Here is a 26,648-nt window from a genome sequence, read left to right as displayed (position 1 = left end):
GAGTCGCAGAGTGGCGCAAGAGGTCAAGGGCATCGTCGCCAGGGGCAAGGGACAACCCGTCGAGCTGACCTCGGTGCTGGTGCCCGACCCCGGACCCGGTGAGGCCGTGGTGAAGGTGCAGGCGTGCGGCGTGTGCCACACCGACCTGCACTACCGCGAGGGCGGCATCAACGACGAGTTCCCGTTCCTGCTCGGGCACGAGGCGGCCGGTGTCGTCGAGTCCGTGGGCGAGGGCGTCGCCGACCTCGAACCCGGCGACTTCGTGGTGCTCAACTGGCGCGCGGTCTGCGGCACGTGCCGTGCGTGCAAGCGCGGCAAGCCGTGGTACTGCTTCTCGACGTTCAACGCGACGCAGCCGATGACGCTGACCGACGGCACGAAGCTGTCGCCCGCGCTGGGCATCGGCGCGTTCGCCGAGAAGACGCTGGTCCACTCGGGACAGTGCACGAAGGTCGACCCGTCCGCGCGGGCCGCGGCCGTGGGCCTGCTGGGCTGCGGTGTCATGGCCGGTGTGGGCGCGGCGGTGAACACCGGTGGTGTCACGCGCGGCGACTCGGTGGCCGTGATCGGCTGCGGTGGTGTCGGTGACGGCGCGATCGCCGGTGCGCGCCTCGCGGGTGCGGCGAAGATCATCGCCGTGGACACGGACCCGCGGAAGCTGGAGTGGGCCAAGGGTTTCGGTGCCACGCACACGGTCAACGCCCGCGAGGTCGACGACGTGGTGACGGCGATCCAGGACCTGACCGGCTCGTTCGGCGCGGACGTGGTGATCGACGCGGTCGGCCGCCCGGAGACGTGGAAGCAGGCGTTCTACGCCCGCGACCTCGCCGGGACGGTCGTGCTGGTCGGCGTCCCGACGCCGGACATGACGCTGGAGATGCCGCTGATCGACTTCTTCTCGCGCGGCGGGTCGCTCAAGTCCTCCTGGTACGGCGACTGCCTGCCCTCGCGGGACTTCCCGCTGCTGGTCGACCTCTACCAGCAGGGCCGGTTCGACCTGGACGCGTTCGTCACCGAGGAGATCGCGCTGGACGGCGTCGAGGGCGCGTTCGAGAAGATGCACCACGGCGACGTGCTGCGATCGGTCGTGGTGTTCTGATGGCGCTGCGGGTGGACCACACCGTCACGTCCGGCACGTTCTCGCTGGACGGCGAGACGTTCGACGTCGACAACAACGTCTGGGTGATCGGCGACGACAGGGAGTGCGTCGTCATCGACGCACCGCACGACGTGGACGCGATCCTGGCGGTCGTCGGCAGCCGCCGGGTCAAGGCGATCCTGCTGACCCACGCCCACGACGACCACGTGCGGGTCGCTCCCGACCTCGCGCACGCCACGGGTGCTCCCCTGGCGCTGCACCAGGCCGACCGGGTCGTGTGGGAGCTGACCCACACGGGCGTGATCCCGCACGAGGCGTTGCAGGACGGCCAGGTGCTCACGGTGGCCGGCGAGGAGATCCACGTGCTGCACACGCCGGGCCACTCGCCCGGCGCGGTGTGCTTCTACGTGCCGTCGCTGGGCGCGGTGTTCACCGGTGACACGCTGTTCCAGGGCGGTCCGGGCGCGACCGGCCGGTCGTTCTCCGACCGGCCGACGATCGAGCGGTCGATCCGGGAGAAGCTCTTCGAGCTGCCCGGCGGCACCGTGGTGCACACCGGCCACGGCGAGGACACCACGATCGACGCCGAACGCTTCTGACCCCTGCCGGCCACGTCAGAACCGCGGGGGCCGCTTCTCCAGGAACGCCGACACGCCCTCCGCGTAGTCGGCGCTGGAGGCGGCCTCCGCGTACAGCGCCCGCACGAAGTCGTCCTCGTGGCCACCGTCGGTGATCGAGTTGACGATCTTCTTCGCCCCGCGCACGCTCACCTGCGCACGCCCGGCGATCTGCGCCGCCAGTTCCCCGACGCGCGCGCCGAGGTCCGCGACGACCTCGTTGACCAGCCCGATCCGCAACGCGGTCGCCGCGTCGATCAGGTCGGCGGAGAACAGGATCTGCTTCGCCCACGCCGGGCCGACCACGTCGACGAGCTGCTTGGTGGACGTGAAGTTGTAGACGATGCCGAGCTTTGCCGGGGTGATCCCGAACCGCGCGCCGGCCGCCGCCACCCGGAGGTCGCAGGCGAGGGCGATCTCGCAGCCGCCGCCCACGCAGAACCCGGACACCGCCGCGATGGTGGGCTTGTCGAGCTGCACGATGGCGCGCTCGCCGTTGTGCACGGCCTCCCCGTAGCGCGCGGCACCCTCCGCGCCCCGGCGCAGGGTGGAGAACTCCGCGATGTCCGCGCCGGCCGAGAAGTGCTCGCCACCCCTGATGACCAGTACGCGGACGCTGTCGTCGGCGGACACGCGGGCCATCAGGCCGGGCAGTGCGGACCACATCTCGTAGCTCATCGCGTTGCGCTTGGCCGGCCGGTCGATCGTCAGCGTGGCGACCGGACCCGCCGTTGACAGCTGAAGGAATTCACTCACTTGCCGCACGATACAGCGCGCATTCGGCGCACATCCCGGCTCTTGTTCGGGTAGGAACGCGGTCACGCCGTTGTGACGTCCGTTGCCGAACAAGGGAGGAACGCGTGACCGCGGCCGGCATCGGCGCTGCCACCCTGCGCACCTTCGCGACGCGGTTGCGCGGCAGCGCCCCCGTCTCCGCGCGCATCCTCTCCGAGCTGGCGAGCGAGCTCGACCGGGGCGGCCCGGTGGCCGACCTGCTCTGCTCGCACAGCGCGGTGCACAGCCCGCTGTTCGGCATCCAGGCGCTGGCCGGGGTGCGGCTGCTGATGCTGTCGGGGCGGGCGCCGGAGCTGAGCGAGCGGTTCGCCGGCGCGCACGCGGCGGCGATGGCGGGCGCGTCGGACTCGGCGTCGCTGCTGGCGTGGCTGGCGGCGCGGCGGGCGATCGTGGAGAACCCCGGCGAGATCCTCGCGGCGCTCGACCGGACCGTGCAGCAGCACCAGCCCAAGACCGCCGGGTTCCTGTTGCGGGGCCTCACGATGATCGGCGCGCCCAAGGTCCGGTTGCTGGAACTGGGCGCGTGCGCGGGGCTGAACCTGATCCTGGACCGCTACCGCTGGTTCGGCCTCGACTGGGAGTGGGGCGACCGGGACTCGCCCGTCCGGCTCGCCGCCGCGGGACCGCGGCCACCGGAGCTCCGGATCGTCGCGCGGGCGGGCTGCGACCTGCAGCCGCGCGACCCGGCCGACCCGCGGCACGCGATGATCCTGCACTCGTTCATCCCGCCGGAGCACGACGCGCTGCGCTGGGACCTCGACGACGCCATCGAGCTCGCCGCGCAGGTCGGGGTGCGGGTCGCGCGGTCACCGGCCGGGCGGTGGCTGCGGGAGAACCTCGTGGCGCCGGACGAGAGCGACACCTGCACGGTGATCTGGCACAGCTCGTTCTGGCCGTACCTGACCGAGGACGAGCGGCTGGAGATCGAGACGACGCTGACCGCGGCGGCGGGGTCGATGCCGCTGGCGCGCGTGGCGTACGAGGCGGCCGACTTCCGGTCTACGCCGCGGTTGACGGTGACGATCTACAGCTGAACAGTCCGTGAACGGTCAATCGCGCACCGTGGTGCCCGTGGCTTCATCACCTCTAGTTTGCGGTGGGTGAAAACTTTTTTCGCGACCGCTGTTCTGCTCACGACGACCCTCATCGCCGCGCCGGCGCAGGCGGCCGTCTCCGACTACGACCTCGCCCTGCACTGGGCGCCGGTGCACCACCAGGACACGGACTCGTCGGACCACGACGCGGACTACCTGTCCACAGTGGACTTCGACGGCGACTGGGACGGGCTGAACAACTGGGAGAACCAGACCCAGCTGAGCCGCCTCACCGGTGCCGCCTACTACTCGGTGGTGGAGACGGAGACCCACTGGTTCCTCGTCTACTCGTTCTTCCACCCGCGCGACTGGGACGACAAGCCGGACCCGTTCGGCCTCACGACGCACGAGAACGACCTGGAGGGCGCGCTGTTCGTGGTCCGCAAGGACGCCTCCTACGGCACGCTCGAAGCCGCCGTTACGGTGGCGCACAGCGACTTCTACTCCTACGTGCCGGCCGGGTCGCCGTACCGCAGCGGTTCGGAGACGGTCGACGGCACGCTGCTGCTCTCCGGCGGGCGGCCGGCCACGCGCCAGGAGGCCAAGGGCCACGGCCTGTACCGCTGGGACGGCAACGACTTCCCCGGCGGCGACGGAGTCGTCTACCACCCCGCCGCGACCGGTGAGGTGCCCTCCGGTGGCAACGACCGTGACGTGAAGTACCGGCTGGTGGACACGTTCGCCGCGAACGGGATGTGGGCGCGCCGCAACAACTCCGAGACGTACGCGTCGTTCGGCACGTTCCGCGGCGACAACGGCAAGGACAACGCGGCGAACGCGCCCTGGGGCTGGGACGACCAGAACGACGGCGCGTTCTACCGCGGCTACCTGGCCACGCACCCGGCGGAGCTGGTGAACTCGTACTTCTCCGGCAAGGGCACGTTCAGCCTCACCTACGTGCGCAACGCCTACCGCGGCTGAGCCAGCAGGTGCCGGTCCACCGCTGGAGGGTGACCGCGATCGACAGCTGCCGCTTGCCGGCGTCTGCAAGGAGGGGAAGGAGGCGGACAAGAACTTCTGGCCGGCAGGGCGGCGGCTAGGCCTGGGCGGTGGGGCGCACGACGATCTCGTTGACGTCCACGTCGGGCGGCTGCTCCAGGGCGAACGCGACGGCGCGGGCGATGGCGTCGGGCGGGATCGCGATCTCGTCGCGCATCGCCGCGATGCCCGCCCGCACACCGGGGTTGGCTGACGCCTCCGCGAAGGCGGTGTGCACGAAACCGGGGAACACGGTCGTGACCCGCACCCGCGGGCCGGCCTCCTGGCGCAGCCCCTCGCAGATCGCCTGCACGGCCACCTTGGTGCCCGCGTAGACCGCCATCGCCGGCACGACGCGGAACGCCGCGGTGGAGGCGGTGGTGACGAAGTGCCCGGACCCCTGCTCGCGGAACACCGGCAGCGCGGCGGCGATGCCGTGCAGCACGCCCTTGACGTTGACGTCGACCATCTCGTCCCACTCGTCGACGCGCAGGTCGTCGAGCGGCGAGATCGGGCCCGCACCGGCGTTGCCGACGAGCACGTCGAGCCGGCCGAACCGGTCGCGGGCCAGCGCCACCAGCGCGTGCAGGTCCGCGCGCCGGGTCACGTCGGTGGCCGTGTGCACGGCCGTGCCGCCCGCCTGCTCGATCCTCGCCACCAGGTCCGCCAAGCGGTCCGTGCGGCGGGCGCCGAGCACGAGCCGTGCTCCGCGGCGTGCGAGCAGCAGCGCGGTCGCCTCTCCGATCCCGCTGCTCGCACCGGTGATCGCCACGACCTTGTCCTCGATTGACATGGCACCAGCCTGCGGCGGCCTCACCCTGGTATCCAGAGCCGGTTTATGCTGGAACCGGAGGTACCAGCATGGGACGGACGGCTGACCAGCGGCGTGAGCTCGGCGCGTTCCTGCGCAGCCGGAGGGAACGCCTGTCCCCCGCCGAGGCCGGGCTGCCGAACACGTCCCGCCGCAGGACACCGGGGTTGCGCAGGGAGGAGCTCGCCGTCCTCGCCGGGATCAGCGCCACCTGGTACACGTACCTGGAGCAGGGGCGCGACGTGCGGGCGTCCGGCCAGGTGCTCACCGCGCTCGCCGCGGCGCTCGGGCTCGACCGGCCCGAAGAGGACCACCTGTTCCTGCTCGCCGGGCACGCGACCACGCGGGTGCCGGAAGCGGAGGCCGTGACCGCGGAGGTGGCGGCCGTGCCGCACCTGCTGGGCCCGCACCCGGCGTACGTGATCGGCGCGACCTACGACGTGCTCAGCCACAACGCGGCGGCGGCCGAGCTGTTCGTGAACCTCAAGGCGCACAAGCCGAACTTCGCCCGGTGGACGTTCACCGACCCGCTGGCCCGCGAGGTCGTTCTCGACTGGGAGCAGGAGGCGCGCGGCCTGCTCGCCCGGCTGCGCACCCTCGCGGGCCGCCACCCCGCCGACGAGCGGTTCACGCGGCTGGTCGCCGAGCTGCACGAGGCGAGCCCGGAGGTGCGCTCGTGGTGGCCGCACCACGAGGTGCAGGACCAGGGCAGCGGCCGGAAACGCTTGCGCCACCCCGATCTCGGGCCCCTCGACTACGCCTACACCGCGTTCCACCTCGCCGGGCAGCCCGACCGGACGCTGGTGATCTACGCCGACGCCCGGCCCTGCTGAGGGTCAGGCCGCCCGCGGGTACATGCGCGCCATGCCCGGCGGCGCGGTGAAGGGCGCCCACGTGCCCTCCGCCTGGGCCAGCCGGTCGGCCACCACCCACAGCACGCTCGCGTTGAAGCCGTACCCGAGGTGCGACGAGGACACCTGGACGTTCTCCCGCCGCGGGCCCGGTTCCTCCACACAGGACTCCCAGGACACGATCCCGTCGGTCTTGGAGTAGACCGACGTGGCCGGCACCGGGATCGGCGGGCGGGTCGACTCCGGCGGCGGGAACTCGTCCTTCGGGATGTGCAGGCGGGAGAACAGCGCGAACGCGGGCATCGCCCGTGACTGCACGGGATCGCTCATGTTGTACGGCGAGCCGAGGGTGACCACCTGGCGCACCCGGTGCGGGTGGTCACGGGCCATCTCGCGCGCGAAGATCCCGCCGAGCGACCAGCCCACGATCGACACCGGGCCGCCGTGGGCGTCGGAGACTTTCTTGACCAGCGCGTGCATGCCGTCGACCGCGTGGCGGGTCGGGCCGATGTTGGTGCCCAGGCCCCAGCGGTGCGCCTCGTAGCCCAGGCCGGAGAGGAACCGGCGCAGCATCACCGTGGACGGGTCCGCGGCGCCGAGACCGGGGAACACGAGGACGGGGTGGCCGTCACCGGAGGGCGCACCGCGCAGCATCGACCGGGTCGCGACGAACTCGCCGACGTCCAGGGCGCAGCGGGTGGGTTCGGTGAGGTACCAGAAGAGGCCGGGAGCGCTGCCTCTCACGAGGTGCAGGGGCGAAGCGGCAGCTTCGTCGAAGACGTCGTCCGAAGGTATGGCGGACATACGGGCCTCCCCACACGTCGACAACCCCGAGCCGGCGCCCCGAGCGGCTCCGCCCGGTGTGTCCATGATGTTTCGTGATCGATCTTTTTGCCAGCACTTTCGAGTCTCGATTCGCCACGCGGAGGTGACGCGTCGGCAACCTCACCGCTGTGCAGTGCCTCTCACCTGCATGGACGTCGATTGAGACGGAGTGCTCCTCTAGTGTTCCCCGAGTGGACCGGATGAGCTCGCTCGACGCAGGCTTCTACTTCATCGAGGACGAGAACGTGCCGATGCACGTCGGTTCCGTCCTGGTCTTCGACGGCCCGGTGCCGTCCTACGGCGACGTCATCCGCCTCTTCCTGGCGCGCATGGACCAGGTGCCGCGCTACCGGCAGAAGGTGAAGGCGCTGCCGTTCCACGTCGGCCGCCCGGTCTGGGTCGACGACGACCACTTCAACGTGCTCTACCACGTGCGGCACACCGCGGTGCCGTCGCCGGGCGGCGAGGACCAGCTGCGCAACCTCGCGGGCCGGATCTTCGCGCAGAGGCTCGACGGCACGAAGCCGCTGTGGGAGGCGTGGCTCGTCGAGGGCCTGGAGGGCGGTCGCTGGGCGATCATCTCCAAGGTCCACCACTGCATGATCGACGGGGTGTCCGGTTCGGACATGCTGCAGCTCATCCTGGACTTCCGGAAGGAGGGCGAGCTGCCGGAGCCGGAGGAGTGGACGCCGCGGCAGCAGCCCTCGACCCTCGATCTCGTCGTCGACGGTGTGCGCGACGCCGTGGTGACCCCGGTGCAGCACCTCGCCGCACTGCCCGCGCTCGCGCGGAACCTGCGGTCGTTCAGCGAGATCGTCGACTTCGGCAAGTCCGTTCTCGGTTCTCTTCCCGGTACCGCGCGCCGCCTGCTGACGAGCGCGGCCACGTCGCTCAACGGCCCGATCGGCCCGCACCGCCGCTGGGTGTGGGCGCGGGCGGACCTGGCCGAGATCAAGCAGATCCGCCGTGCCGCCGGCGGCACGGTCAACGACGTCATCCTCACCGCGGTCACGCGCGGTTTCCGCGACCTGCTGGAGAAGCGCGGCGAGCTGACCGACGGCATGGTCGTGCGCACGATGGTGCCGGTGTCGATGCGCAGGGCCGACCAGCACAACGAGCTCAACAACCGCGTCAGCGCCGTGCTGGTGAACCTCCCCGTCGGCGAGGCGGACCCGGTGCGGCGGCTCGCGTCGATCCGCGCGCAGATGGACGACCTGAAGAGCTCCCGCCAGGCCGCGGGCGCCGACGTGCTCACGAACCTGAGCAACTTCGCCGCGCCCACGCTGATGGCGCTCGGCTCGCGCACCGCCATGCGGTTCCCCCAGCAGGTCCTGCAGACCGTCACGACCAACGTGCCGGGCCCGCGGATCCCGCTCTACCTGCTCGGCCGCCCGCTGGTGGAGATGTTCCCGTACGTGCCGGTGGCCTCGACGATCCGGATCACCGTCGGCATCTTCTCCTACCTGGACAGGTTCACGTTCGGCATCAACGCCGACTTCGACGGCGTGCCGGACGTGCAGCTGCTGGCCGACGGCATCCGCGCCGGGTTCGACGAGCTGGTGGCGCTGGCCGCCGAACGGGAAGACCAGCGCTGAGGTCAGCTACCGAGCCGGTTGGCCGCCATCCAGTCCAGGACCCGCTCGGCCACGACGTCGGGGATCTCCATCTGCGGCACGTGACCGACGCCCTCGAACTCGTCGTAGCGCCAGTGCGGGCGGCGGCGCGCCACGTACCGGGCCGCCGCGACGTTGACGAGCCGGTCCCGGTCGCCGCTCATCAGGAACACCGGCACCCGGATCTTGTCCATGGCCGCGAAGTACGCGCCGCGCTTCGACGTCGTGACCACGACGCTGCGCGCGGCCGCGAGGAACGCCGCGTCGAGGCCCTCGACCTTCGCGCGTTCGCCGATGAGGTGCTCGCTGGCGAGCTTCAGCTCCTCCGGGATGGTCGTGGGGTCCGCGCACACGAGCTCCAGCACGCGGTCGACCTGCCGGCGCGGTGACACCGCCCTGGAGCGGGCCATGAACCGCTCGCCCAGACCGGGGACCGAGTACAGGAAGAACGTGCTGAGCATCGTCGGGTCGGGGCGGGTGCCGAACACCATCGGCAGCGCGGGGTCGACCAGCACGAGCCCGGTGACCAGGTCGGGGTCCTGCGCGGTGTGCAGCAGGGAGATCAGGCCGCCCATGGAGTTGCCGACGAGCACGGCCGGTTCCTTGACGACGTGCCGCAGGAACCGGCCGAGCAGCCGCGCGTTGGCTTGAACGGTGGTCCCGCGGCCCTCCGGGTGCGTCAGGCCGTGTCCGGCGAGGTCGACGGCCACGACGCGGGCCTTCTCGGCGAGCAGCGGCGCGAGCAGCACCCAGTTGAGGTGCGAGCCGCCGAGCCCGTGCACGAGGACGACCCGCGGACCGTCCTCCGGTCCGCCGAAGTCGACCCAGTGCACGGGTCCGTCGAGGTCTGCGTACCGGCTGGTGCCGCCGAACTGGGCCACTATCGTCATACCAACCAGTATGTCGGTTGGCGCTACCGACCGGTAGCGCCCGTCGGCGGCATCACTTCCACGGTCGCGCGGGCTGACACTTGCGGCCGTCCTGCTCCGCTTCCTCGACCGGCCGGAAGTCGGGGATCGCCTCGTTCGTGCCCGGCACGACCCAGCACTTGCCCTCGCCGTCGCTGTCCGGGTCGAGCGGCTTCCCCGCCGCGTCGTAAGCCTGCACCACCAGGAAGTCGCCAGGGCGACCGCCGCCGCTCCAGGTGGACGGGTGCAGGCGGCGCAGCACGAAGGTGCCGTTGGCGATCTTGACCTCGCCGGTCGCGCCCTCGGAGTCGCGCCACGTCATGCGCGCGACGGACGAACCGACGCGGCCCGCGCGGAAGCGGTAGCCGGGCGCACCGGCCAGCGCGGGGCTGAACGGGTGCGTGTCACCGCCGGGCTGCACCCCGCCGACGTGGGTGGAGTAGTCCCCGGCCAGCCAGTCGACGTGGAGGGCGTTGGGCCCGCTCGCGCCGTACTCCTCGCCACCGCGGCCGATCTCGCACCACACGGCGGCCTTGGCGGTGTAGAGCAGCGCCCACCGGCCTCCCTCGTCCTGGCCGTAGTTGTCCAGCCGCAGCGGCTCGGTCACCTTCGCGTCCCGCGCGCAACCCTGTTCGATCCGGGTGACCTGATCCGGTCGCAGGCCGAAGGTGTCGCGCGGCGCCGGTTCCGGTGCCGGCGAGTCGGTGACGTGCACGGCCGGCTGCGGCGGTTGGGTCTTCGGGTCCAGCAGCACGACGCTCGTGACCACGGCGGCCACCGCGGCCGCCCCGGCGAGGACCGGCACCAGCAGCCGCCGGCGCGGGCGGCCGGAGACCGCCTGTTCGAGATCGGCCCTGATCCGCGCCTGGCGGCCGGGCGGCAGGTCGCGGTCGGGTGGCAGCACGTTCGTCATCGGTCCTCCCCTGCGTTCACGAGTTCGCTCTGCTTGAGCCGGGACCTGGCCTTGCTGACCCGAGCCCGCACGCTGCCCTCGGTGATGCCCAGCACGGCGGCGGCGTCGGCGTAGGACACGCCGGACCACACGCACAGCGCGAGCGCCTCCCGTTCGTTGCGCGGCAGCTTCTCGACGGCCTTGAGCAGCTCGGCCATCCGCCGCTGGTCGTCGACCCGGCCGGCGACCCGGTCGGCGTGGTCGGGCACGTGGCCGGGGTCGTGGGCCCGCCGCGCGAGCCGCAGCCGGCGCGCCAACGACCGCCGCTCGTTGCGGGCCACGTTGGTCGCGACGGTGAGCAGCCACGGCAGCGCGGACTCGCGTTCCAGCCGCACCTGGTCGCGTTTGCGCCAGGCCAGCAGGAACGTCGCCTGCAGCTGGTCCTCGGCGGCCGCCCACGACGCGGTCAACCGGAAGCAGTGGTTGTAGACCGCTCTGGCGTGCCGGTCGAACAGCACCCCGAAGGCGTGCGCACTGCCCCCGGCGGCCTGCGCCCACAGCGCCCGGTCGTCAGGGTCTTCGGTCGTCATGCCCACTCGTGTCCGCAGGGTCCGCAGGTGTTGGCAGAAGAACTTCTGGATGATGTCGAGAACGGCCGGCCGGCTCCGTCCCCGTTGCGACCGACGTACTCGAAGGAGATCCTGATGGCCAAGTACCTGCTGCTCAAGCACTACCGCGGCGCGCCGGCGGCGGTGAACGACGTCCCGATGGCGCAGTGGACGCCCGAGGAGGTCACCGCGCACGTCCGGTACATGGGCGACTTCGCCGACCGCCTCCGCGAGACCGGCGAGTTCGTCGACGAGAACGCCCTGTCCCCCGAGGGCACCTGGGTCCGCTACGACGGCGAGGGCCGCCCGCCGGTCACCGACGGCCCGTTCGCCGAGACGAAGGACCTCATCGCCGGCTGGATGGTCATCGACGTGGACAGCCACGCCCGCGCCGTCGAACTGGCCGGCGAGCTCTCGGCCGCCCCCGGCGCCGGCGGCAGGCCGATCCACGAGTGGCTGGAGTTGCGCCCGTTCTACGGCGTGAAGCCGACGATCACGGAGTAGCGGCCGTGGACTTCTCCCAGCTCCGAAGCCTCACGCCGGGAGTGCTCGGCGTCCTCGTCCGCCGCGGAGCCGACTTCGCGGCGGCCGAGGACGCCGTCCAGGACGCCCTGGTCGAGGCTCTGCGCTCGTGGCCGGCGGACCCGCCGCGCGACCCCAGGGCCTGGCTGGTGACGGTGGCGTGGCGCCGCTTCCTGGACACCGCCCGCGCCGAGTCGTCCCGCCGCCGCCGCGAGGACGCGGTGTTCGACGAGCCCCCACCCGGCGACGTGCCCACCGCGGACGACACGCTGCGGCTCTACTTCCTGTGCGCCCACCCGTCGCTGTCCCCGTCCTCGGCCGTGGCGCTGACCCTGCGCGCCGTCGGCGGCCTGACCACCCGCCAGATCGCCACCGCCTACCTCGTCCCCGAGGCGACGATGGCGCAGCGCATCAGCCGCGCGAAGAAGACGATCGCCGCGGCCCGCCTGGACCGCCCCGGCGACGTGGCAACGGTCCTGCGCGTCCTCTACCTGGTGTTCAACGAGGGCTACTCCGGCGACGTCGACCTGGCCGCCGAGGCCATCCGCCTGACCCGGCAGCTGCACACCGCCTTCGACCACCCCGAGGTCGCGGGCCTGCTGGCCCTGATGCTGCTCCACCACGCCCGCCGCGCCTCCCGCACCGGCCCCGACGGTCTCATCCCCCTCGCCGCCCAGGACCGCTCGCTGTGGGACGTGGCCCTGATCGCGGAGGGCGTGGAGGTCCTGCAGGCGGCGCTGGCCCGCGACCGCCTCGGCGAGTTCCAGGCCCAGGCGGCCATCGCGGCCCTGCACGCCGACGCGCGGACCGCGGCGGAGACCGACTGGGTGCAGATCGTGGAGTGGTACGACGAGCTGGCCGCCCTCACGCCGAACCCGGTCGTGCTGCTGAACCGCGCGGTGGCCGTCGGGGAGGCGGACGGGGCACCCGCTGGACTGGCCGCGTTGTCCTCTGTGGACCCCTCGTTGCCGCGGTATGCGGCTGTTTCCGCGTACCTGCGGGAGAAGGCCGGGGACCTGGACGAGGCGGCGCGGTTGTACGCGGAGGCGGCGGAGGCGGCGTCGAACCTGGCCGAGCGGCACCACCTGACCAGGGAGGCCGCTCGGGTGAACGCGCTGCGCAGGGGCGTCAGGCGTGCGACGGGTGCCCGTACAGCCCGATCCCGCCGAACTCCAACGACGTGAGGAACGCGGCCGAGGCCACGTAGGACGCCTCCACCAGCTCCGCGGTGTGCGAGAAGTCCAGCGGTGTCACGGCCTGCACGGGCGGACCGGGCAGGTACAGCACCGGCACCTGCTGCGAGGCCAGTTCCACCTCCAGCACGGCCTGGTTGCGCATGCCCAGCGTGGCCCAGAACAGCAGGGTCTCGGCGAGGGTCTCCGGCACGGTCGGCAGGTGGCCGGGGAACGCGCAGTCCAGCACCACCAGGGACTGCGCGCCCATCGCGAGCGCCTGGCGGATGGGGACGTTGGCCAGCACGCCGCCGTCGTAGAGGACGCGGTCGGCGATCCTCACCGGCGGGTAGACGCCGGGGATCGCGGCGCTCGCGAGGATCGCGGGGACGAGGTCGCCGGAGGTGATGTTGACGGCCTCGCCGGTCACGCAGTCCACCGACACCGCGCCGAAGGGGAGGGAGAGGCCCTCGAACGTCGTGGTGCCGTCGAGACCACCGGCGAGCACGCCGGCCAGGCCGGTGTTCGGGAAGAGGTAGGTCTTGTTGGCGCGCAACGACCTCAGCTGGGCGAGGGGGCCGCCGGGGAACACCCGCTGGCGGGTCATGCCCTGCCAGAGCGCGAAGAGGCGTTCCGCGGCCCGGTCGGGGTCCAGTGCGAGCAGGGAGCCGTTCACCGAGCCCACCGACGTGCCGACGACCAGGTCCGGGCGCACCCCGTGCTCGCGCAGCGCGCGGAGCATGCCGACCTGGGCCGCGCCCAGGCTCCCGCCACCGCCGAGCACGAAGCCCACTGGTCCTGGCAATTCGATCGTCACGACGAAAATCCTAGGGCGGAACTCTGGTTTCGGCCGACACTGAAGCTACGAAGAGAGCCACAGCAACGGGATCGCCACCTCGTCGCGCGTCCGCGAGCCGTGGAACCCGTTCAACGCCGAGAACCGCCGTTCGGCCTGGCCGCGCACCAGCACCGCGTCACCGGTCATGGCCACCACGACGTCGCCGATGCGGTCCGCGGCGATCGGCGCGACCGGGCCGAACCAGCCGGCGGCCACGGCCTCGGCGCGGGTCAGCACCTCCGCGCGGGAGCCGAGGAACGACCGCCACACCGACACGACCTCGTCGACGGGGCCGGACACGTGCAGGCTGCGCGCCCGCGGTTCGCCCGTGATCAGCCGGACGCCCTCCCACAGCAGGGGTTCGGTGTCGAAGTCGATCCGCTCCCCCGCCGTGATCATGCCGTGGTCCGCGGTCACCACGAGCACCGACCCGGCCGGCAGGCGCTCGGCGATCCGGGCGGCCAGCGCGTCCACGAACTCCAGCTGCAGCAGCCATTGCTCGGAACCGGGCCCGTGAACGTGCCCGATCGTGTCGAGGTCCGCGTGGTAGGCGTAGCAGAACGCGCGGTCCGCGGTGAGCGCCGCGGCCGCCCCGAGGGCCAGGTCGCCGAAGCCCGCCGCGCCGACGAACCAGGAGCCGCGCAGCACCGCGCGGGTCAGGCCGCTGCCGCGCTGGACCATCGGCGCCACCGTGCTGACCGCGACACCGGCGGCTGCCGCGCGTTCGAACGTCGTGGGGTGCGGCTGCACGACCTCGGGCACGAGGGTCTTGCGCAGGTCGTGGTGGTGGTCGTCGTGCCGGGTCCACGACAGCGCGTTGAGCACCTCGCCGCCGGTCTCGAAGGTGTAGCCGACGATGCCGTGCTCGCCGGACAGCAGGCCGGTGCCGATCGAGGCGAGGCTGGTGGCGGTCGAGGACGGGAAGCCCGCGTCGATCTCGCGACCGGCCAGCGAGCTCAGGAACGGCGCGTGCTCGGCGTGGGCGCGCAGCAGGTGGTGACCCAGCCCGTCGACGAGCAGCAGGCAGACCCTGCGGGAGGCGGGCAGGTCGAGCGTGTTGTCGCAGCCGGGCACGTCCAGCCCGGCCAGCAGCGAGGGAACGACCTCGGCGATGCTCATCGGGCCACCGTGCCACGCCGAATCCGGCGAAGGGCACAATGACCCGCTGTGACAACGCTCATCCACCAGAAGATCGCTGACGAGCTCGGTGTGGCCTCGGGCCAGGTCAGCTCTGCTGTCGAACTGCTCGACGGTGGCGCGACCGTCCCGTTCGTCGCCCGCTACCGCAAGGAGGCGACCGGCGGTCTCGACGACGCGCAGCTGCGCACGCTCGAGGAGCGGCTCGGCTACCTGCGCGAGCTGGAGGAGCGCCGTGCGGCGGTTCTCACCTCGATCCGCGAGCAGGGCAAGCTCGACGAGGCGCTCGAAGCGCAGATCCTCGCCGCGGACTCCAAGGCCCGGCTCGAGGACCTCTACCTGCCGTACAAGCCGAAGCGGCGCACCAAGGCCCAGATCGCGCGGGAGGCGGGCCTCGAACCGCTGGCCGACGCGCTCCTCGGCGACCCGAACCTGAACCCGCAGGAAGAAGCGGCCGGGTACGTCGACGCGGAGAAGGAGGTCGCCGACGCGGCGGCCGCTCTGCAGGGCGCGCGGGCCATCCTGGTCGAACGGTTCGGCGAGGACGGCGACCTGATCGGCGAGCTGCGCGAGCAGATGTGGACACGCGGCCGGGTCGTGGCGAAGGTCCGCGAGGGCAAGGAGACCGAGGGCGCGAAGTTCGCGGACTACTTCGCGTTCGACGAGCCGTTCACCAAGCTGCCGTCGCACCGCATCCTCGCGCTGTTCCGCGGTGAGAAGGAGGAGGTCCTCGACCTCGTCCTCGAACCGGAGGAGCCGGTCGAGAGCGGTCCGTCGTCGTTCGAGGTGCGCATCGCCGCCCGGTTCGGCATCGACGACCGGGGCCGTCCCGGCGACAAGTGGCTCACCGACACGGTGCGCTGGGCGTGGCGGACGCGGATCCTCGTGCACCTGGGCATCGACCTGCGCGGCCGCCTGCGGGCGTTCGCGGAGGACGAGGCCGTGAAGGTGTTCGCGTCGAACCTGCGCGACCTGCTGCTCGCCGCTCCCGCCGGCACCCGCGCCACCATGGGCCTCGACCCCGGCTACCGCACCGGTGTGAAGGTCGCGGTCGTCGACGCCACCGGCAAGGTCGTGGCGCACGGCGTGATCCAGCCGCACGTGCCCGCGAACCGCTGGGACGAGTCGATCGCGAAGCTCGCCGCACTGGCCAAGGCGCACGACGTCGACCTGATCGCGATCGGCAACGGCACGGCCTCGCGCGAGACGGACAAGCTGGCCGCCGACCTGATCAAGCGCCACCCCGAGCTGAAGCTCACCAAGGTCGTCGTGTCCGAGGCGGGCGCGTCGGTGTACTCGGCGTCGGCGTACGCGTCGTCGGAGCTGCCCGGCCTGGACGTGTCGATCCGCGGCGCGGTGTCGATCGCGCGGCGCCTGCAGGACCCGCTGGCCGAGCTGGTGAAGATCGACCCGAAGTCGATCGGCGTCGGCCAGTACCAGCACGACCTGTCGGAGTCGAAGCTGTCGCGCTCGCTGGACGCGGTGGTCGAGGACTGCGTGAACGCGGTCGGCGTGGACCTCAACACCGCGTCGGTGCCGCTGCTGACCCGCGTCTCCGGCATCACCGCCGGTCTCGCGGAGAACATCGTGCTGCACCGCGACCAGAACGGCCCGTTCAAGACCCGCACGGCGCTGAAGGACGTGACGCGCCTGGGCCCGAAGGCGTTCGAGCAGTGCGCGGGCTTCCTCAAGATCCGCGGCGGTGACGAGCCGCTCGACGCCTCCTCCGTGCACCCCGAGGCCTACCCGGTGGTGCGCAAGATGCAGCAGCAGGCGGGCACCGAGCTGATCGGCAACACCGCGGTGCTCACGAAGCTGCGGCCGGAGACGTTCGTCGACGACAAGTTCGGCCTGCCGACGGTCACGGACATCCTGCGGGAGCTGGAGAAGCCGGGCCGCGACCCGCGTCCGGCGTTCAAGACCGCGACCTTCGCCGACGGCGTCGAGAAGATCGCCGACCTGAAGCCGGGCATGGTGCTGGAGGGTGTCGTCACGAACGTGGCCGCGTTCGGCGCGTTCGTCGACATCGGTGTGCACCAGGACGGTCTCGTGCACATCTCCGCGTTGTCCAACACCTACGTCAAGGACCCGCGCGACGTCGTGAAGTCCGGTGACGTGGTGCGGGTGAAGGTGCTGGAGGTCGACGAGGCGCGCAAGCGGATCGGGCTGACGCTGCGGCTGACCGACGAGCCGGGCAAGCCGGCGCCGAAGCAGCACGGCGGAGGCGGTGGCGGCGGTGGCCGTGACCGTCGCCCGCAGCGCGGTGGCGGTGGCGGCGGCGGCGGCAACGACCGTCGCAGCTCCCCGCCGCCGGCCAGCGGCTCGATGGCGGACGCGCTCCGCAAGGCCGGCTTCGGCAAGTAGCCCGGCCCGGCATGTGGAAGGGGCGTCTGCAAGTACCACCGACTTCAGGTCGGCAGTACTTGCAGACGTCCCAACAAGCAGGGGTGGGTACCGGGGTTACTTGGCCCTGGTGCCCTTTGCCTTCACCAGCTCCGACTCGAACAGGTCCTCCACGGTCGTCAGACCGCCGGGCGCCGACGCGTCCACCTTCGTGATGTACGACTGGGTCGCCGAGGGCCGTCCCACCAGCGAGTAGTGCAGCGGGCTCGTCAGCCCTTTGGTGTCCAGGCCGTTGGTGTCGTGGAACGCCTTGAGCAGCCCGTCACGGGTGAGGTCACCGTTCGCGCACGCCTTCTCGACCACCGCGAGGAACACCATCGCGACGGTGTAGCCGTGGTCGACGTAGATCGCGGGCTCGTCGTTCGGGAAGCGCCGGGTGAACGCGGCCGCGACCTCGCGCGGGCCCTGGGCGGTGCCGGTGAACGGCGCCACGGACGTCACGACCGACACCTGCTTCTGCACGGCGGCCGCGACGGGCGACTTGAGGATCGCCGGGTCGAAGCCGACGACGTTGACCATGAACGGCACGTCCCACTTCAGCGCGGCGGCCACGCCCACGGCGGCGGCGGTCTGGGCGGGTGTGGTGCTCAGGACGACGGCCTTGGCGCCCGCGGCCTTCAGCGCGGCGACCTGGGTGCTCAGGTCGGCGGTGGTCTCGGTGATCGCCTGCTTGGCGACCGGCATGCTCCACTGCTTACCGGCGAACTCGCTGCCTTCCACAGCGTTGTCGCCGTAGCTGCCCTGCACGTACACGTGGCCGATGGTGTCGCCGTCCTTGATGACACCGCGGCGCTTGTAGTGGTCGAGGCCGTTGATCACGTCGAGGTCGTAGGTGGTGCCGACGATCATCATGTGCGGGTTGCCGAGCAGCTGCGCCGACCACGAGGCCGGCGCGGTCAGGGTGCGGGTCTGCATGATGTCCGGCTCGATGGCCGCGGTCATCGGGGTGCCCGCGAGCTCCAGCAGGCCGAGGACCTGCGGTTCGAGCTCGAAGTAGCTGTCGAGCGCCTTCTGCACGTCGTAGGCGTGGTCCCGCTGCTTGAGCTCGATGCGGCGCCCGCAGATCCCGCCGCGCTGGTTCACCTGGTCCAGGTAGAGCTCGTAGCCCTTGATCCTGGTCAGCGCGGACGCTTTGAACGGCCCCGTCATGTCCGACAGGATGCCGAGCGAGATCGTGTCGTCCGTGACTCCCGGCCCGGTCTTGACCTGGGCTTTCTCGTCGCTCGAAGCGCCACAGCCGGCCGCGAGGACGGCGAGCGCGACGGCGGTGGGCAGTGCGCGGCGGAAGGGCATGCAGGAGTCCTTGTCAGGGGCCAGAACGTACTGAGCGGTAGCTCAGTATTGGTTTCGTTGTCTCATATCGCTTCTCTAAGTGGTGCGGAACACAGATGCGCAGGGTTCAGGTGACTGCCGTCCGACCACGCGCTGTGCTAGACCTTCGGCCCCGAACGAAATGAGACGCGCTTCACCGGCGGAGTTGCGGGTACCCGTCCCTCATGGCTGACGACGTGATCACGCAGAGCGGGGACCTCGGAACGCTGGTCGCGCAGGTGCCCGCCGGGGATGAGAACGCGATGGTCTGGCCGGGCGGCGAACCGGTCGTGCAGTCGCGGACCGAGGACGACTGGCGGGAACGGCACCTGCGCAAGGCCTACGAGATGGAGCAGCTCGAACAGCTGGCGCGCACGGTGCGCGCGGCCGAGGCGACCCGGTCCCGGCCCCGCGTCGCGGTGTTCAGGTGAGGGTCGTCGTCACCGGCGGTTCCGGCAACGTCGGCACGGCGCTGCGCCGCCACCTCGACTTCGAGGACGTGGGCGTCGACGTGCGGACGCTTTCGGCGTTGCGCGACGCCATCAGCGGCGCGGACGTCGTCGTGCACCTCGCGTGGGCGGTGAAGCCCACGCACAAGGAGACCAACGTCGACGGCACGGAACACGTGCTCGCCGCGTGCGTCAAGGAGAACGTCAAGCACCTCGTCTGCGCGTCGTCAGTCGCCGCGTACGCACCGGCACCGCGCTGGGGCCGGGTCGACGAGTCGTGGACGCTGACCGGAATCCCGGGCAGCACCTACAGCGCCCACAAGGTCAAGCTCGAAGAGATGGTCCGGCGCTATCCGTTGCCGTGCACGGTCATCAGGCCGTGTGGCATCGGGCAGGCGTCGGCGGCGCAGCAGCTGCGACGGTGGCTGCTGGGCCCTTTGGTGTCACCGAAGTTGCTGCCGTTGCTGCCGTTGCCGTTGTGGGACGGCCTGCGGTTGCAGCTCGTGCACTCCGACGACGTGGCGCGCGCGATCGTCGAGATCATCGAGCAGCAGGCGCACGGCGCGTTCAACCTCGCCGCCGAACCGGTGCTGACCGCGCCGATGATCGCCGACCTGGTCGGGCCGGGCCGGGTGCCGCTGCCCTACCCGGTGGTGGAACGGCTGGCGGGCGCGACGGCACGGCTGGGGTTGCAGCCGCTGACGCCGGAGTGGGTCCGGATGGCGGACCGGGCTCCGCTCGTGCGCTGCACCCGCGCGCAGGAGGATCTGGGATGGTGGCCACAACACGATGCGCGCGACGTGCTGCGCGAGGTGGTCACGGCAATGGGGAGGCGTGCGTGAACGAGGTCGACGCGGTCGTCATCGGCTCCGGACCGAACGGGCTGGTCGCCGCGGCACTGCTGGCGGACGCGGGCTGGGACGTGCTGGTGCTGGAACAGCGCGGCACCCCCGGTGGTGCCGTCACGTCGGCCGAGACCACGGCGCCGGGCTTCACCAACGACGTCTACAGCGCGTTCTACCCGCTCGGGCTGGGCTCGCCGGTCATCGCCGCGCTGGACCTGGACGTGCGGTGGGAGCACGCACCGGCCGTCCTCGCGCACGTGCTGCCCGACGACCGGGTCGCACTGCTGTCGCGGGACGTCGAGACGACGGCGAAGTCGGTGGGCTCGTTCGCCCACGGCGACGCCGACGCGTGGCAGGCGGCCTACGAGCAGTGGCGCAAGGTGCGCGGCCCCGTGATCGAGTCGCTGCTGCGCCCGTTCCCCCCGGTGCGAGGGGGTGCGTCGCTGCTGCGCACCGCCGGGATCGGTGACGCGCTGCGACTCGTGCGGATGCTCACGCTGCCGGTGCGGCGGCTGGGCGAGGAGCTGTTCGAGGGCGAGGGCGCGCGGGTGTTGCTGGCGGGCAACGCCATGCACACCGACCTCGGCCCGGACCAAGCCGGTGGCGCGGGCTTCGGCTGGCTGCTCGCCATGCTCGGGCAGGAGGTCGGCAACCCGGTGCCCCGCGGCGGTGCCGGCGAGCTGAGCGCGGCGCTCGTGCGGAGGTTCGGCGGGCGCATCGAGACCAATGCGCGGGTGACCGAGGTGCTGCACGCGCGCGGTGTGGCCGTGGGTGTGCGTCTCGAAGACGGAACGGCCGTGCGCGCGCGGAAAGCCGTTCTCGCCGACGTTCCCGCACCGCGGCTGTACCTGGACCTGATCGGCGCGGACGCGTTGCCCGGCCGGCTCGCCGAGGACCTGAAGAGGTTCCAGTGGGACGGCGACACGATCAAGATCGACTGGGCGTTGTCCGGCCCGATCCCGTGGACCAACCAGGAGGCCGCGCAGGCCGGGACCGTCCACATCGGAGGCGACGTCAACGGCCTGGCCGGCTTCGCGCACGAGCTCGCGTGCGGCAAGGTGCCGCGCACCCCGTTCTCGATCATCGGCCAGATGACGACGACCGACCCGACCCGCTCCCCCGCGGGCACCGAGGCGGCGTGGGCGTACACCCACGTCCCGCTGGGCGGCACCTGGACACCGGACCGGCTGAAGCGCCGCGCCGACCGCGTCGAGCAGGTCATCGAGGAACGCGCACCCGGCTTCCGCGACCGCATCATCGCGCGGTCGGTGCTGGGCCCGCAGGACATCGGCACCGTCAACGGCGGCACGGCGGCCATCCACCAGCAGCTGGTGTTCCGGCCGGTGCCGAGCCTGGGCCGCGCGGACACCCCGTTCGACCGCCTCTACCTGACGGGCTCGTCGGCGTGGCCGGGCGGCGGCGTGCACGGCGCGGCCGGGGCGAACGCGGCACGGGCGGTGCTGGCGCGGCACGGTGCGGCGGGTGAGCTGTACCGGATGCTGGTGCAGGGACTGCACAGGGCGATCTACTGACGGGCCGACCTGGTGGTCCGGGCTTCCGGGTGACCCGCGTTTCCGGTTGCCTCGGCGCTACGCCTGGACCACCAGGCTTTGCCGGTGTTCGGTCGCCTCCGGTTCGAGCACGTACTCCAGCACCTGTCCGGAGTGCTTCTTGAGCAGTTCACGCACTTCCTCCGGAGTGGCGTAGAAGAACTCCCGGCGCATGTTCACGCGGTTGCCCCTGCGATCGGTCAACTCCTGGTGCAGTCCTGCCAGTTCAGCGCGCATGCGGTCGACCTCTTGCCGGACCTGCGCGTACGACTGGTGCCGACGTCATCGCGAGGCTCCGTCGGCTTGTTGGACCGACTGTGCGAACTCACCCGAACGGACGATCTACTGACGGGCCGACCTGCGGGCCCGTGAGGCCCGCAGGTACCCCATCACCAGCTCCTCCAGGTCGGGCACGTCCGCCTCCCACCCGTCCGGCACGCTGTCGCCGCGCACCAGCGCGGTGGTCAGGCGCGGTGTGCGCGACGAGTCGACGACACCGGTGGCGGGCAGGTCGAGGCCGGCGGGACCGACGAGGACCCGGTGCCCGGCCAGCACCTCCTCGATGTCGCCCGCGAGCTGCATCCGGCCCTCGTCGAGCAGCAGCAGGTGGTCGCACACGTCGCGGAGGTCGCCGAGCAGGTGCGACGACAGGATCACCGTCGTGCCGCGTTCGGCGACCTCGGTCATGACGATGCGCACGGTCTCGTCGCGTGCCAACGGGTCGAGGTCGGACAACGGTTCGTCGAGCAGCAGCACCTTCGGCAGCCTGCCGAGTGCCATGGCGATCGCGACCTGCGTGCGCGCGCCGGCGGACAACGTGCCCACGCGCGCGTCCTTGTCCACGCCCGCCAGCAGGTCCAGCACCTCGAACGCGCGGTCCGCCGACCAGCGGTCGTTCATCGCCGCGCCCGCGCGCATCATCTCGTGCACGGTGAACCGGTCGTAGAGGGGGCGGCGCTGGGTCAGCAGCGACACGTCGGGGTGCATCCGGCCGCGCACCTCGGTGCCATGGACGCGCACGGTGCCGTGAGTGGGCTTGGTGAGCCCGGCGAGCAGCGACAGCAACGTGCTCTTGCCCGCGCCGTTCGGTCCCACCAGCCCGGTGACGCTGCCCTCCGGCACGGTGAACGTGCAGCCGTCGAGCGCCTTCGTGCGGCCGAAGTGCTTCGCCACGCCCTCGGCGCACACCGCAGCTGAGTTCATCCCGCTCTCCCAAGTAGAACGTCCTGAGTGGACACTAGAAGCGCGTCGAACGCACGTCCGTGTAGAGCGCGTCGACCTCGTCGCCGGACAGGCCCTCGCCCACCGCGCGGTCCATCCACAGCTCCAGGTCCTGCCGCAGCGGCGCACCGGCCTTCGCCGCGTCGGTGGCGAGCGAGGCCGTGACGAAGGTGCCCATCCCCCTGCGGCCCTCGACGAGGCCCTCGTGCTCAAGCTCGCGGTACGCCTTCAGCACGGTGTTGGGGTTCACCCTGGTGGCCTCCACCACCTCCCGTGCCGTCGGCAGCTTGTCACCGGGGCCCAGCACCCCCATGCGCATGGCCTGCTTGACCTGTGCGGCGATCTGGAGATAGGTGGACACCCCGGAGTGCCGATCGATGCGAAACTCGATCACGCCGCTCAGCATAGGTGCCCACCCGGCCTCCTGATCGCCGTCCGTCACGTCTGCCTGCGGACGGCCCACACCGCGCCGAGCACGAACACCGCCGCGAGCCCCGCGAAGACCGACGCCTCCAGCAGGTGCAGGGTGGTCACCTGGTCGACCGGGATGACGTCGGCGTACCCCTTCTCGATGCCGTTGCGCCGGTAGCAGGCCAGCAGGTCCACCCTCTCGTCCGGGTCGGGCGAGGCGCAGTTCAGCTTCGACGACGCGTCCACCACGACCGCACCGGACGCGTCGAGGTAGCCGCCGTCGACGTACAGCGGGCCGCGTTCGGCGACCACCGGGTTCGTCGGGTCGTCCGACACGATCCGGGTCGGCGCGATCATGAACTCGCGCAGCCCGGTGAGCACGAACCGCACCACGACGAAGACGCCGAGCGTCAACGTCATCGCGACCAGCGTCCGGCGGGACGCCGCGCCCGCGAACATGCCCAGCGCGTAGGCGAACACCGCGTACGCGAGCGGGGAGACGCCGTCGGACTCGAAGTTCGTGAAGTAGTACGGCCCGGTCGAGAACGGTCCCAGCTGCCCCGCGACGTCCAGCCAGCTGTGCACCAGGACCTGGAACGCCACCACGAAGGCCAGCGCGGGCAGTGCCGCGACGAGGAACTTGGTCGCCACCCATCGGGTGCGGCTCACCGACTGCGTGAACGCGAGCGCGTGCGTGCCCTGCTCGAACTCGCGCGCGAACAGCGGTGCGCCGACGAACACGCCGATCAGCGCGGGCAACGCCACCACCGCTCCCTGCGCCAGGTGCATCCGGTCGTACCAGGTCGTCTGGAACTCGGTCGCGGCGTTGCCGCGGCAGGCCTCCAGGCCCTTGTCCACGCAGTCCAGGAGGTTGCGCGCGGTGAGGTCGGCGAGCGTCGCCGAGCGCAGCAGCAGGACGACCACCGCGCCGATGAGCAGCCCCGCGGCGAACGTGACGAACACGGGCCGCTGCTGGCGCCACACGACCCAGGTCATGCCGCCACCTCCTCGCGCATGTAGGCGAGCGCCAACCGGCTCAGCCGTTCCAGCCCCGGCCGTCCGGCGTGGGCGCGCAGCAGCTCGTCGACGTCACCGGCGAGCCGCACCCGCCCGCCGATCAGCAGCACGAGGTGGTCGCACACGTCCTCCAGCTCCGCCAGCACGTGCGACGACAGCACGACGGTGATCCCCTGCCGGCGGCACTCGTGCACGAGCGTCGCCAGCACCGCCTCGCGCGCCAGCGGGTCGAGGTCGGCGAGCGGTTCGTCGAGCACCAGCAGTCGCGGCCGCTTGCCCAGCGCGAGCGCCAGCGCCACCCGCGTGCGCTGCCCGCCCGACAGGGTGCCGATCTTCGCCGCGAACGGCACCTGCGCGTTCTCGACCAGCTCCTCGGCGTAGCCCTGGTCCCACGCGGGGTTGGCGGTGCGGCCGTAGCGCAGCGTCTCGGTCACCGTGAACTGCGGGTACAGCGGCTTGGCCTGGGTCAGGAACGCGACGGCCGGGTGCATGCCGCGGCCGGTGGGCACGTCGCCGAAGACGGCGATCCGGCCCTCCGTCGGCCGCAGCAGCCCGGTGAGCAGGCCCATCAGCGTGCTCTTGCCCGCGCCGTTCGGTCCGACGAGCGCGACGACGCGCCCGGCGGGGACGGTGAGCGTGCAGTCCCGCAACGCCCAGCCCCTCGGGTACTTCTTCCCCAGTTGCTCCGCCACGACCGGCGGGTGCTGACCTTCTCGCATGCCGCCACGCTAGCACCCTTTACCTAGGTAACTAGTGAAAGGGTGTTGAAAGGGTCAGCTCTTGCCCTTCGCGAGCGCCCCGAGCCGTTGCAGGGTCTCCCGGTTGCGCGGGGTCAGCAGCGCGTCCTGCGCGAACGACGGCATGAGCGCCGACGGCCCGCGCACGACCTTCTCCGCCATCCGCACCTCCGTCACCGTCTCCGAGCGCGCCACCAGCGTGAACGTGATGCGGGCCGCACCGGCGGGCCACAGCCGCGCGTCCAGCTCCAGCAGGCGCTTCGGTTCGCAGGTGACGACCTCGGTGGTGTCCTCGATGGTCAGCGGCCACGGCCCGACGCTGTGGTGGATGCGCGTACCGGGCGACGGCCAGCCGCTGTCGACGTCGCGGATGTGCGACGCGCCGACCACCCAGGCCGCGTACGACCAGCCGTCGGCGAGCAACGCCCACACCGTGTCGATGGGAGCCTCAATGTCCAGTGATACCTCAGCCACGCAGGAGAGGTACCCCGTAATCAGGAAGCGATGCGCCGCGTGGCGGTTCTTGCGACCGAGCACGCGGCCACCTCCGGCTCACCCCGTCGGGCGAGAGGCGGCGACGGACGCCACGAACCGCACGAACCCCTCCGGGTCCTCGCAGGCCGCCGGCTGCTGCAGCACCACGCTCGACGCGCCCGCCTCGGCCATCGACGCCACCAGCTCGGTCACGTGCCCGCGGTCGCGCGAGCCGGTCTCCACGTAGACGACCACCGGGTGCTCGCGGGAGGACCGGACCGACCGCACCCGTTCCAGGTCCGCCGACGAGTCGAGGATGGTGCCGTCGCCGATCTCCGCGGCCAGTCCCAGGGTCTTCGGTCCGAGGCCGCCGACGTAGACCGGCACCGGTGCGGCGGGCGGCCAGTCCAGCGCCACGTCCGTCAGCGACACGTACCGGCCGGACGTGGTGACCCGCTCGCCCGCCAGCAACGCCCGCAGCGCACCGGTGTACTCGCGCAGCAACGTCAGCGGCGACGACACCCGCGCGCCGACCTGGCCCATCCAGTCCTGCACGCCGTGCCCGACGCCGATCGTGACGCGGCCGGGGAACATCCGCTCCAGCGTCGCGGTCTCCATCGCGGTCAGCGCGACGTTGCGCAGCGGCACCGGCAGCAGCCCCACGCCGACGTTCAGCCGTTCCGTCCACGCCAGCGCGGCGGAGGCGGCGGCGATCCCGCTCTCCAGGAAGCAGTCCTCCCACAGCCACAGCGAGTCCAACCCGGACTCCTCCGCGGCGAGGACGACGGGTCGCAGGCGTTCGGGCGGCAGCTGGGGCCGGTAGACGGCGCCGAGTGTGATCACCCGACAACTACTACCGGCCCCGCGGCCCGATCGGCAACAACGGCGCGGGTCAGCACCCGCCGCAGTTGTAGTACGTCACGTCCCAGTGGTTCGACTCGAGGTAGTAGACGTTGCCCGAGCTCGACTGCCACTTGTTGCCGCCGATGGACGAGAACCGGGACTTGATGTAGTTGGTGACGCAGCTCGACAGCGAGTAGTCGAGCTTGTAGCCGTTCCAGTGCGAGTAGGTGCCCGACGCGTGCCCGGTCTCGGTGCCGCCGGTGATGTTCAGCGCGCAGCCCGTCGCGCTCTTGAACGTCTTGGCTCCCGCGATGGTCGTCTGGTTCACCTGCTCGAACGACGTGCAGTTCGACCTGTTCCGGTCGCTGCAGCCGCCGCTGGAGGACCAGGTGATGCCGGCCGCGCTCAGCTGTGCGGTCGCCTGCGAGTGCGTGTACTTGGCCGGGGCCGCCGATGCGACGGACGCGCCCATCACCAGGGCCGCGAGCATCGCGGCCACAGCGGCGATCGTGCGTGCGAACATGCTGTCTCTCCTTCAGCCCTATGGTGGCGCGAAAGCTAGGCAGGGGCGGTAAAGGAAGGCCTAACGCGGTGTTCGGCCGTTCTTTGGCCGTTTTTTGGCGGTGC

The 26,648-nt window shown here is 71.6% G+C and carries 29 protein-coding genes; 12 read left to right on the top strand and 17 right to left on the bottom strand.

Annotated features, from left to right (window positions below; translation table 11 throughout):
* Nucleotides 1-10 precede the first annotated feature (10 nt).
* Nucleotides 11-1,099, top strand: a complete 1,089-nt coding sequence (locus ACZ7CF_RS27735; protein ID WP_360392151.1) for an S-(hydroxymethyl)mycothiol dehydrogenase — start codon at nucleotides 11-13, stop codon at nucleotides 1,097-1,099.
* Nucleotides 1,099-1,698, top strand: coding sequence for an MBL fold metallo-hydrolase (locus tag ACZ7CF_RS27730; protein WP_470370935.1), 600 nt, complete (start codon nucleotides 1,099-1,101; stop codon nucleotides 1,696-1,698). Before ACZ7CF_RS27735 ends, ACZ7CF_RS27730 begins: the two co-directional genes overlap by 1 nt.
* A 15-nt stretch (nucleotides 1,699-1,713) precedes the next feature.
* On the opposite strand, the gene ACZ7CF_RS27725 is transcribed toward ACZ7CF_RS27730, so the two are convergent.
* Nucleotides 1,714-2,472, bottom strand: coding sequence for an enoyl-CoA hydratase/isomerase family protein (locus ACZ7CF_RS27725; protein WP_458431019.1), 759 nt, complete (start codon nucleotides 2,470-2,472; stop codon nucleotides 1,714-1,716).
* Between the two features lie 104 nt (nucleotides 2,473-2,576).
* On the opposite strand from ACZ7CF_RS27725, the gene ACZ7CF_RS27720 reads away from it, so the two are divergent.
* Both ACZ7CF_RS27720 and ACZ7CF_RS27715 read left to right on the top strand, forming a co-directional pair.
* Entirely contained in the window at nucleotides 2,577-3,545 is a 969-nt protein-coding gene (locus tag ACZ7CF_RS27720) for a DUF2332 domain-containing protein (protein WP_360392157.1), read from the top strand.
* 66 nt (nucleotides 3,546-3,611) lie between these two features.
* A complete protein-coding gene (locus ACZ7CF_RS27715; RefSeq protein ID WP_360392160.1) occupies nucleotides 3,612-4,526 on the top strand; it encodes a hypothetical protein in 915 nt (304 codons plus the stop codon).
* 115 nt (nucleotides 4,527-4,641) lie between these two features.
* Here the strand turns inward: ACZ7CF_RS27715 and ACZ7CF_RS27710 are convergent, their stop codons facing one another.
* On the bottom strand, nucleotides 4,642-5,376 hold the full coding sequence (locus ACZ7CF_RS27710) for an SDR family oxidoreductase (protein ID WP_470370934.1): 735 nt from the start codon (nucleotides 5,374-5,376) through the stop codon (nucleotides 4,642-4,644).
* A gap of 68 nt (nucleotides 5,377-5,444) precedes the next feature.
* On the opposite strand from ACZ7CF_RS27710, the gene ACZ7CF_RS27705 reads away from it, so the two are divergent.
* Complete coding sequence (locus ACZ7CF_RS27705) at nucleotides 5,445-6,227, top strand: helix-turn-helix transcriptional regulator (protein WP_470370933.1); 783 nt, start codon at nucleotides 5,445-5,447, stop codon at nucleotides 6,225-6,227.
* A gap of 3 nt (nucleotides 6,228-6,230) precedes the next feature.
* Here the strand turns inward: ACZ7CF_RS27705 and ACZ7CF_RS27700 are convergent, their stop codons facing one another.
* Nucleotides 6,231-7,049 (bottom strand): esterase/lipase family protein, encoded by an 819-nt coding sequence (locus tag ACZ7CF_RS27700; RefSeq protein WP_458431016.1) that lies wholly within the window; start codon nucleotides 7,047-7,049, stop codon nucleotides 6,231-6,233.
* A gap of 221 nt (nucleotides 7,050-7,270) precedes the next feature.
* Between ACZ7CF_RS27700 and ACZ7CF_RS27695 the strand changes: the two genes are divergently transcribed.
* Nucleotides 7,271-8,665: a WS/DGAT/MGAT family O-acyltransferase gene (locus tag ACZ7CF_RS27695; RefSeq protein ID WP_360392172.1), complete on the top strand. Its 1,395-nt coding sequence runs from the start codon at nucleotides 7,271-7,273 to the stop codon at nucleotides 8,663-8,665.
* A 2-nt stretch (nucleotides 8,666-8,667) separates the two neighbouring features.
* On the opposite strand, the gene ACZ7CF_RS27690 is transcribed toward ACZ7CF_RS27695, so the two are convergent.
* Genes ACZ7CF_RS27690 through ACZ7CF_RS27680 form a run of 3 tightly spaced genes read right to left on the bottom strand, consistent with a single transcriptional unit; the run spans nucleotide 8,668 to nucleotide 11,073 of the window.
* Nucleotides 8,668-9,573 (bottom strand): alpha/beta fold hydrolase, encoded by a 906-nt coding sequence (locus tag ACZ7CF_RS27690; RefSeq protein ID WP_470370932.1) that lies wholly within the window; start codon nucleotides 9,571-9,573, stop codon nucleotides 8,668-8,670.
* Nucleotides 9,574-9,625: 52 nt separating this feature from the next.
* The gene (locus tag ACZ7CF_RS27685; protein ID WP_360392178.1) at nucleotides 9,626-10,504 is read right to left on the bottom strand and encodes a hypothetical protein; all 879 of its coding nucleotides are present in this window, start codon (nucleotides 10,502-10,504) and stop codon (nucleotides 9,626-9,628) included.
* Entirely contained in the window at nucleotides 10,501-11,073 is a 573-nt protein-coding gene (locus ACZ7CF_RS27680) for an RNA polymerase sigma factor (RefSeq protein WP_470370931.1), read from the bottom strand. The genes ACZ7CF_RS27685 and ACZ7CF_RS27680 overlap by 4 nt, the downstream gene beginning before the upstream one ends.
* 114 nt (nucleotides 11,074-11,187) lie before the next feature.
* Here ACZ7CF_RS27680 and ACZ7CF_RS27675 point away from each other — a divergent pair, with 114 nt between their 5' ends.
* Together ACZ7CF_RS27675 and ACZ7CF_RS27670 are read left to right on the top strand one after the other, a co-directional pair.
* Nucleotides 11,188-11,595 carry a YciI family protein gene (locus ACZ7CF_RS27675; protein WP_470370930.1) on the top strand — a complete coding sequence of 136 codons (408 nt, stop codon included), beginning with the start codon at nucleotides 11,188-11,190 and terminating at the stop codon, nucleotides 11,593-11,595.
* A gap of 5 nt (nucleotides 11,596-11,600) precedes the next feature.
* Complete coding sequence (locus ACZ7CF_RS27670; RefSeq protein WP_470370929.1) at nucleotides 11,601-12,797, top strand: RNA polymerase sigma factor; 1,197 nt, start codon at nucleotides 11,601-11,603, stop codon at nucleotides 12,795-12,797.
* Here the strand turns inward: ACZ7CF_RS27670 and ACZ7CF_RS27665 are convergent.
* Together ACZ7CF_RS27665 and ACZ7CF_RS27660 are read right to left on the bottom strand one after the other, a co-directional pair.
* Nucleotides 12,742-13,602 (bottom strand): patatin-like phospholipase family protein, encoded by an 861-nt coding sequence (locus ACZ7CF_RS27665; protein WP_360392189.1) that lies wholly within the window; start codon nucleotides 13,600-13,602, stop codon nucleotides 12,742-12,744. The genes ACZ7CF_RS27670 and ACZ7CF_RS27665 overlap by 56 nt on opposite strands.
* Before the next feature lie 45 nt (nucleotides 13,603-13,647).
* Nucleotides 13,648-14,742, bottom strand: a complete 1,095-nt coding sequence (locus ACZ7CF_RS27660; RefSeq protein ID WP_470370928.1) for an alkaline phosphatase family protein — start codon at nucleotides 14,740-14,742, stop codon at nucleotides 13,648-13,650.
* A 48-nt stretch (nucleotides 14,743-14,790) separates the two neighbouring features.
* On the opposite strand from ACZ7CF_RS27660, the gene ACZ7CF_RS27655 reads away from it, so the two are divergent.
* Nucleotides 14,791-17,124, top strand: a complete 2,334-nt coding sequence (locus tag ACZ7CF_RS27655; RefSeq protein WP_470370927.1) for a Tex family protein — start codon at nucleotides 14,791-14,793, stop codon at nucleotides 17,122-17,124.
* Nucleotides 17,125-17,220: 96 nt separating this feature from the next.
* On the opposite strand, the gene ACZ7CF_RS27650 is transcribed toward ACZ7CF_RS27655, so the two are convergent.
* Complete coding sequence (locus ACZ7CF_RS27650) at nucleotides 17,221-18,456, bottom strand: ABC transporter substrate-binding protein (protein WP_470370926.1); 1,236 nt, start codon at nucleotides 18,454-18,456, stop codon at nucleotides 17,221-17,223.
* A 203-nt stretch (nucleotides 18,457-18,659) separates the two neighbouring features.
* Between ACZ7CF_RS27650 and ACZ7CF_RS27645 the strand changes: the two genes are divergently transcribed.
* The 3 genes from ACZ7CF_RS27645 to ACZ7CF_RS27635 are packed head-to-tail and all read left to right on the top strand — an operon-like array spanning nucleotide 18,660 to nucleotide 21,300.
* The gene (locus tag ACZ7CF_RS27645; protein WP_470370925.1) at nucleotides 18,660-18,905 is read left to right on the top strand and encodes a hypothetical protein; all 246 of its coding nucleotides are present in this window, start codon (nucleotides 18,660-18,662) and stop codon (nucleotides 18,903-18,905) included.
* A complete protein-coding gene (locus ACZ7CF_RS27640; protein ID WP_360392203.1) occupies nucleotides 18,902-19,765 on the top strand; it encodes an NAD-dependent epimerase/dehydratase family protein in 864 nt (287 codons plus the stop codon). Before ACZ7CF_RS27645 ends, ACZ7CF_RS27640 begins: the two co-directional genes overlap by 4 nt.
* Complete coding sequence (locus ACZ7CF_RS27635; RefSeq protein ID WP_470370924.1) at nucleotides 19,762-21,300, top strand: phytoene desaturase family protein; 1,539 nt, start codon at nucleotides 19,762-19,764, stop codon at nucleotides 21,298-21,300. The genes ACZ7CF_RS27640 and ACZ7CF_RS27635 overlap by 4 nt, the downstream gene beginning before the upstream one ends.
* Nucleotides 21,301-21,357: 57 nt before the next feature.
* On the opposite strand, the gene ACZ7CF_RS27630 is transcribed toward ACZ7CF_RS27635, so the two are convergent.
* The 8 genes from ACZ7CF_RS27630 to ACZ7CF_RS27595 form a co-directional block, all read right to left on the bottom strand.
* On the bottom strand, nucleotides 21,358-21,555 hold the full coding sequence (locus ACZ7CF_RS27630) for a GIY-YIG nuclease family protein (RefSeq protein WP_470370923.1): 198 nt from the start codon (nucleotides 21,553-21,555) through the stop codon (nucleotides 21,358-21,360).
* A gap of 105 nt (nucleotides 21,556-21,660) precedes the next feature.
* Nucleotides 21,661-22,521, bottom strand: a complete 861-nt coding sequence (locus ACZ7CF_RS27625) for an ABC transporter ATP-binding protein (RefSeq protein ID WP_470370922.1) — start codon at nucleotides 22,519-22,521, stop codon at nucleotides 21,661-21,663.
* Nucleotides 22,522-22,555: 34 nt separating this feature from the next.
* Entirely contained in the window at nucleotides 22,556-22,933 is a 378-nt protein-coding gene (locus ACZ7CF_RS27620) for a GntR family transcriptional regulator (protein ID WP_360392215.1), read from the bottom strand.
* Between the two features lie 44 nt (nucleotides 22,934-22,977).
* Nucleotides 22,978-23,946: an ABC transporter permease gene (locus ACZ7CF_RS27615; protein WP_360392217.1), complete on the bottom strand. Its 969-nt coding sequence runs from the start codon at nucleotides 23,944-23,946 to the stop codon at nucleotides 22,978-22,980.
* Nucleotides 23,943-24,686: an ABC transporter ATP-binding protein gene (locus ACZ7CF_RS27610; protein WP_470370921.1), complete on the bottom strand. Its 744-nt coding sequence runs from the start codon at nucleotides 24,684-24,686 to the stop codon at nucleotides 23,943-23,945. Before ACZ7CF_RS27610 ends, ACZ7CF_RS27615 begins: the two co-directional genes overlap by 4 nt.
* A 54-nt stretch (nucleotides 24,687-24,740) precedes the next feature.
* On the bottom strand, nucleotides 24,741-25,178 hold the full coding sequence (locus ACZ7CF_RS27605; RefSeq protein ID WP_458431004.1) for an SRPBCC family protein: 438 nt from the start codon (nucleotides 25,176-25,178) through the stop codon (nucleotides 24,741-24,743).
* A gap of 78 nt (nucleotides 25,179-25,256) precedes the next feature.
* Nucleotides 25,257-26,021, bottom strand: a complete 765-nt coding sequence (locus tag ACZ7CF_RS27600; protein ID WP_470370920.1) for an LLM class flavin-dependent oxidoreductase — start codon at nucleotides 26,019-26,021, stop codon at nucleotides 25,257-25,259.
* Nucleotides 26,022-26,070: 49 nt separating this feature from the next.
* Nucleotides 26,071-26,544, bottom strand: coding sequence for a hypothetical protein (locus ACZ7CF_RS27595; protein ID WP_360392229.1), 474 nt, complete (start codon nucleotides 26,542-26,544; stop codon nucleotides 26,071-26,073).
* Nucleotides 26,545-26,648: the final 104 nt, after the last annotated feature.

It is taken from the genome of Lentzea sp. NPDC036955, assembly GCF_055608005.1.
Note: the sequence above shows the minus strand (reverse complement) of the source record. Positions and strands in the feature narration are given on the sequence as shown.

Coding starts and splice junctions, on each gene's coding strand:
- ACZ7CF_RS27730 (WP_470370935.1), top strand. CDS start 1,099: ATGGCGCTGCGGGTGGACCACACCGTCACGTCCGGCACGTTCTCGCTG.
- ACZ7CF_RS27710 (WP_470370934.1), bottom strand. CDS start 5,376: ATGTCAATCGAGGACAAGGTCGTGGCGATCACCGGTGCGAGCAGCGGG.
- ACZ7CF_RS27705 (WP_470370933.1), top strand. CDS start 5,445: ATGGGACGGACGGCTGACCAGCGGCGTGAGCTCGGCGCGTTCCTGCGC.
- ACZ7CF_RS27700 (WP_458431016.1), bottom strand. CDS start 7,049: ATGTCCGCCATACCTTCGGACGACGTCTTCGACGAAGCTGCCGCTTCG.
- ACZ7CF_RS27695 (WP_360392172.1), top strand. CDS start 7,271: ATGAGCTCGCTCGACGCAGGCTTCTACTTCATCGAGGACGAGAACGTG.
- ACZ7CF_RS27690 (WP_470370932.1), bottom strand. CDS start 9,573: ATGACGATAGTGGCCCAGTTCGGCGGCACCAGCCGGTACGCAGACCTC.
- ACZ7CF_RS27685 (WP_360392178.1), bottom strand. CDS start 10,504: ATGACGAACGTGCTGCCACCCGACCGCGACCTGCCGCCCGGCCGCCAG.
- ACZ7CF_RS27680 (WP_470370931.1), bottom strand. CDS start 11,073: ATGACGACCGAAGACCCTGACGACCGGGCGCTGTGGGCGCAGGCCGCC.
- ACZ7CF_RS27675 (WP_470370930.1), top strand. CDS start 11,188: ATGGCCAAGTACCTGCTGCTCAAGCACTACCGCGGCGCGCCGGCGGCG.
- ACZ7CF_RS27660 (WP_470370928.1), bottom strand. CDS start 14,742: ATGAGCATCGCCGAGGTCGTTCCCTCGCTGCTGGCCGGGCTGGACGTG.
- ACZ7CF_RS27650 (WP_470370926.1), bottom strand. CDS start 18,456: ATGCCCTTCCGCCGCGCACTGCCCACCGCCGTCGCGCTCGCCGTCCTC.
- ACZ7CF_RS27645 (WP_470370925.1), top strand. CDS start 18,660: ATGGCTGACGACGTGATCACGCAGAGCGGGGACCTCGGAACGCTGGTC.
- ACZ7CF_RS27630 (WP_470370923.1), bottom strand. CDS start 21,555: ATGCGCGCTGAACTGGCAGGACTGCACCAGGAGTTGACCGATCGCAGG.
- ACZ7CF_RS27625 (WP_470370922.1), bottom strand. CDS start 22,521: ATGAACTCAGCTGCGGTGTGCGCCGAGGGCGTGGCGAAGCACTTCGGC.
- ACZ7CF_RS27615 (WP_360392217.1), bottom strand. CDS start 23,946: ATGACCTGGGTCGTGTGGCGCCAGCAGCGGCCCGTGTTCGTCACGTTC.
- ACZ7CF_RS27610 (WP_470370921.1), bottom strand. CDS start 24,686: ATGCGAGAAGGTCAGCACCCGCCGGTCGTGGCGGAGCAACTGGGGAAG.
- ACZ7CF_RS27595 (WP_360392229.1), bottom strand. CDS start 26,544: ATGTTCGCACGCACGATCGCCGCTGTGGCCGCGATGCTCGCGGCCCTG.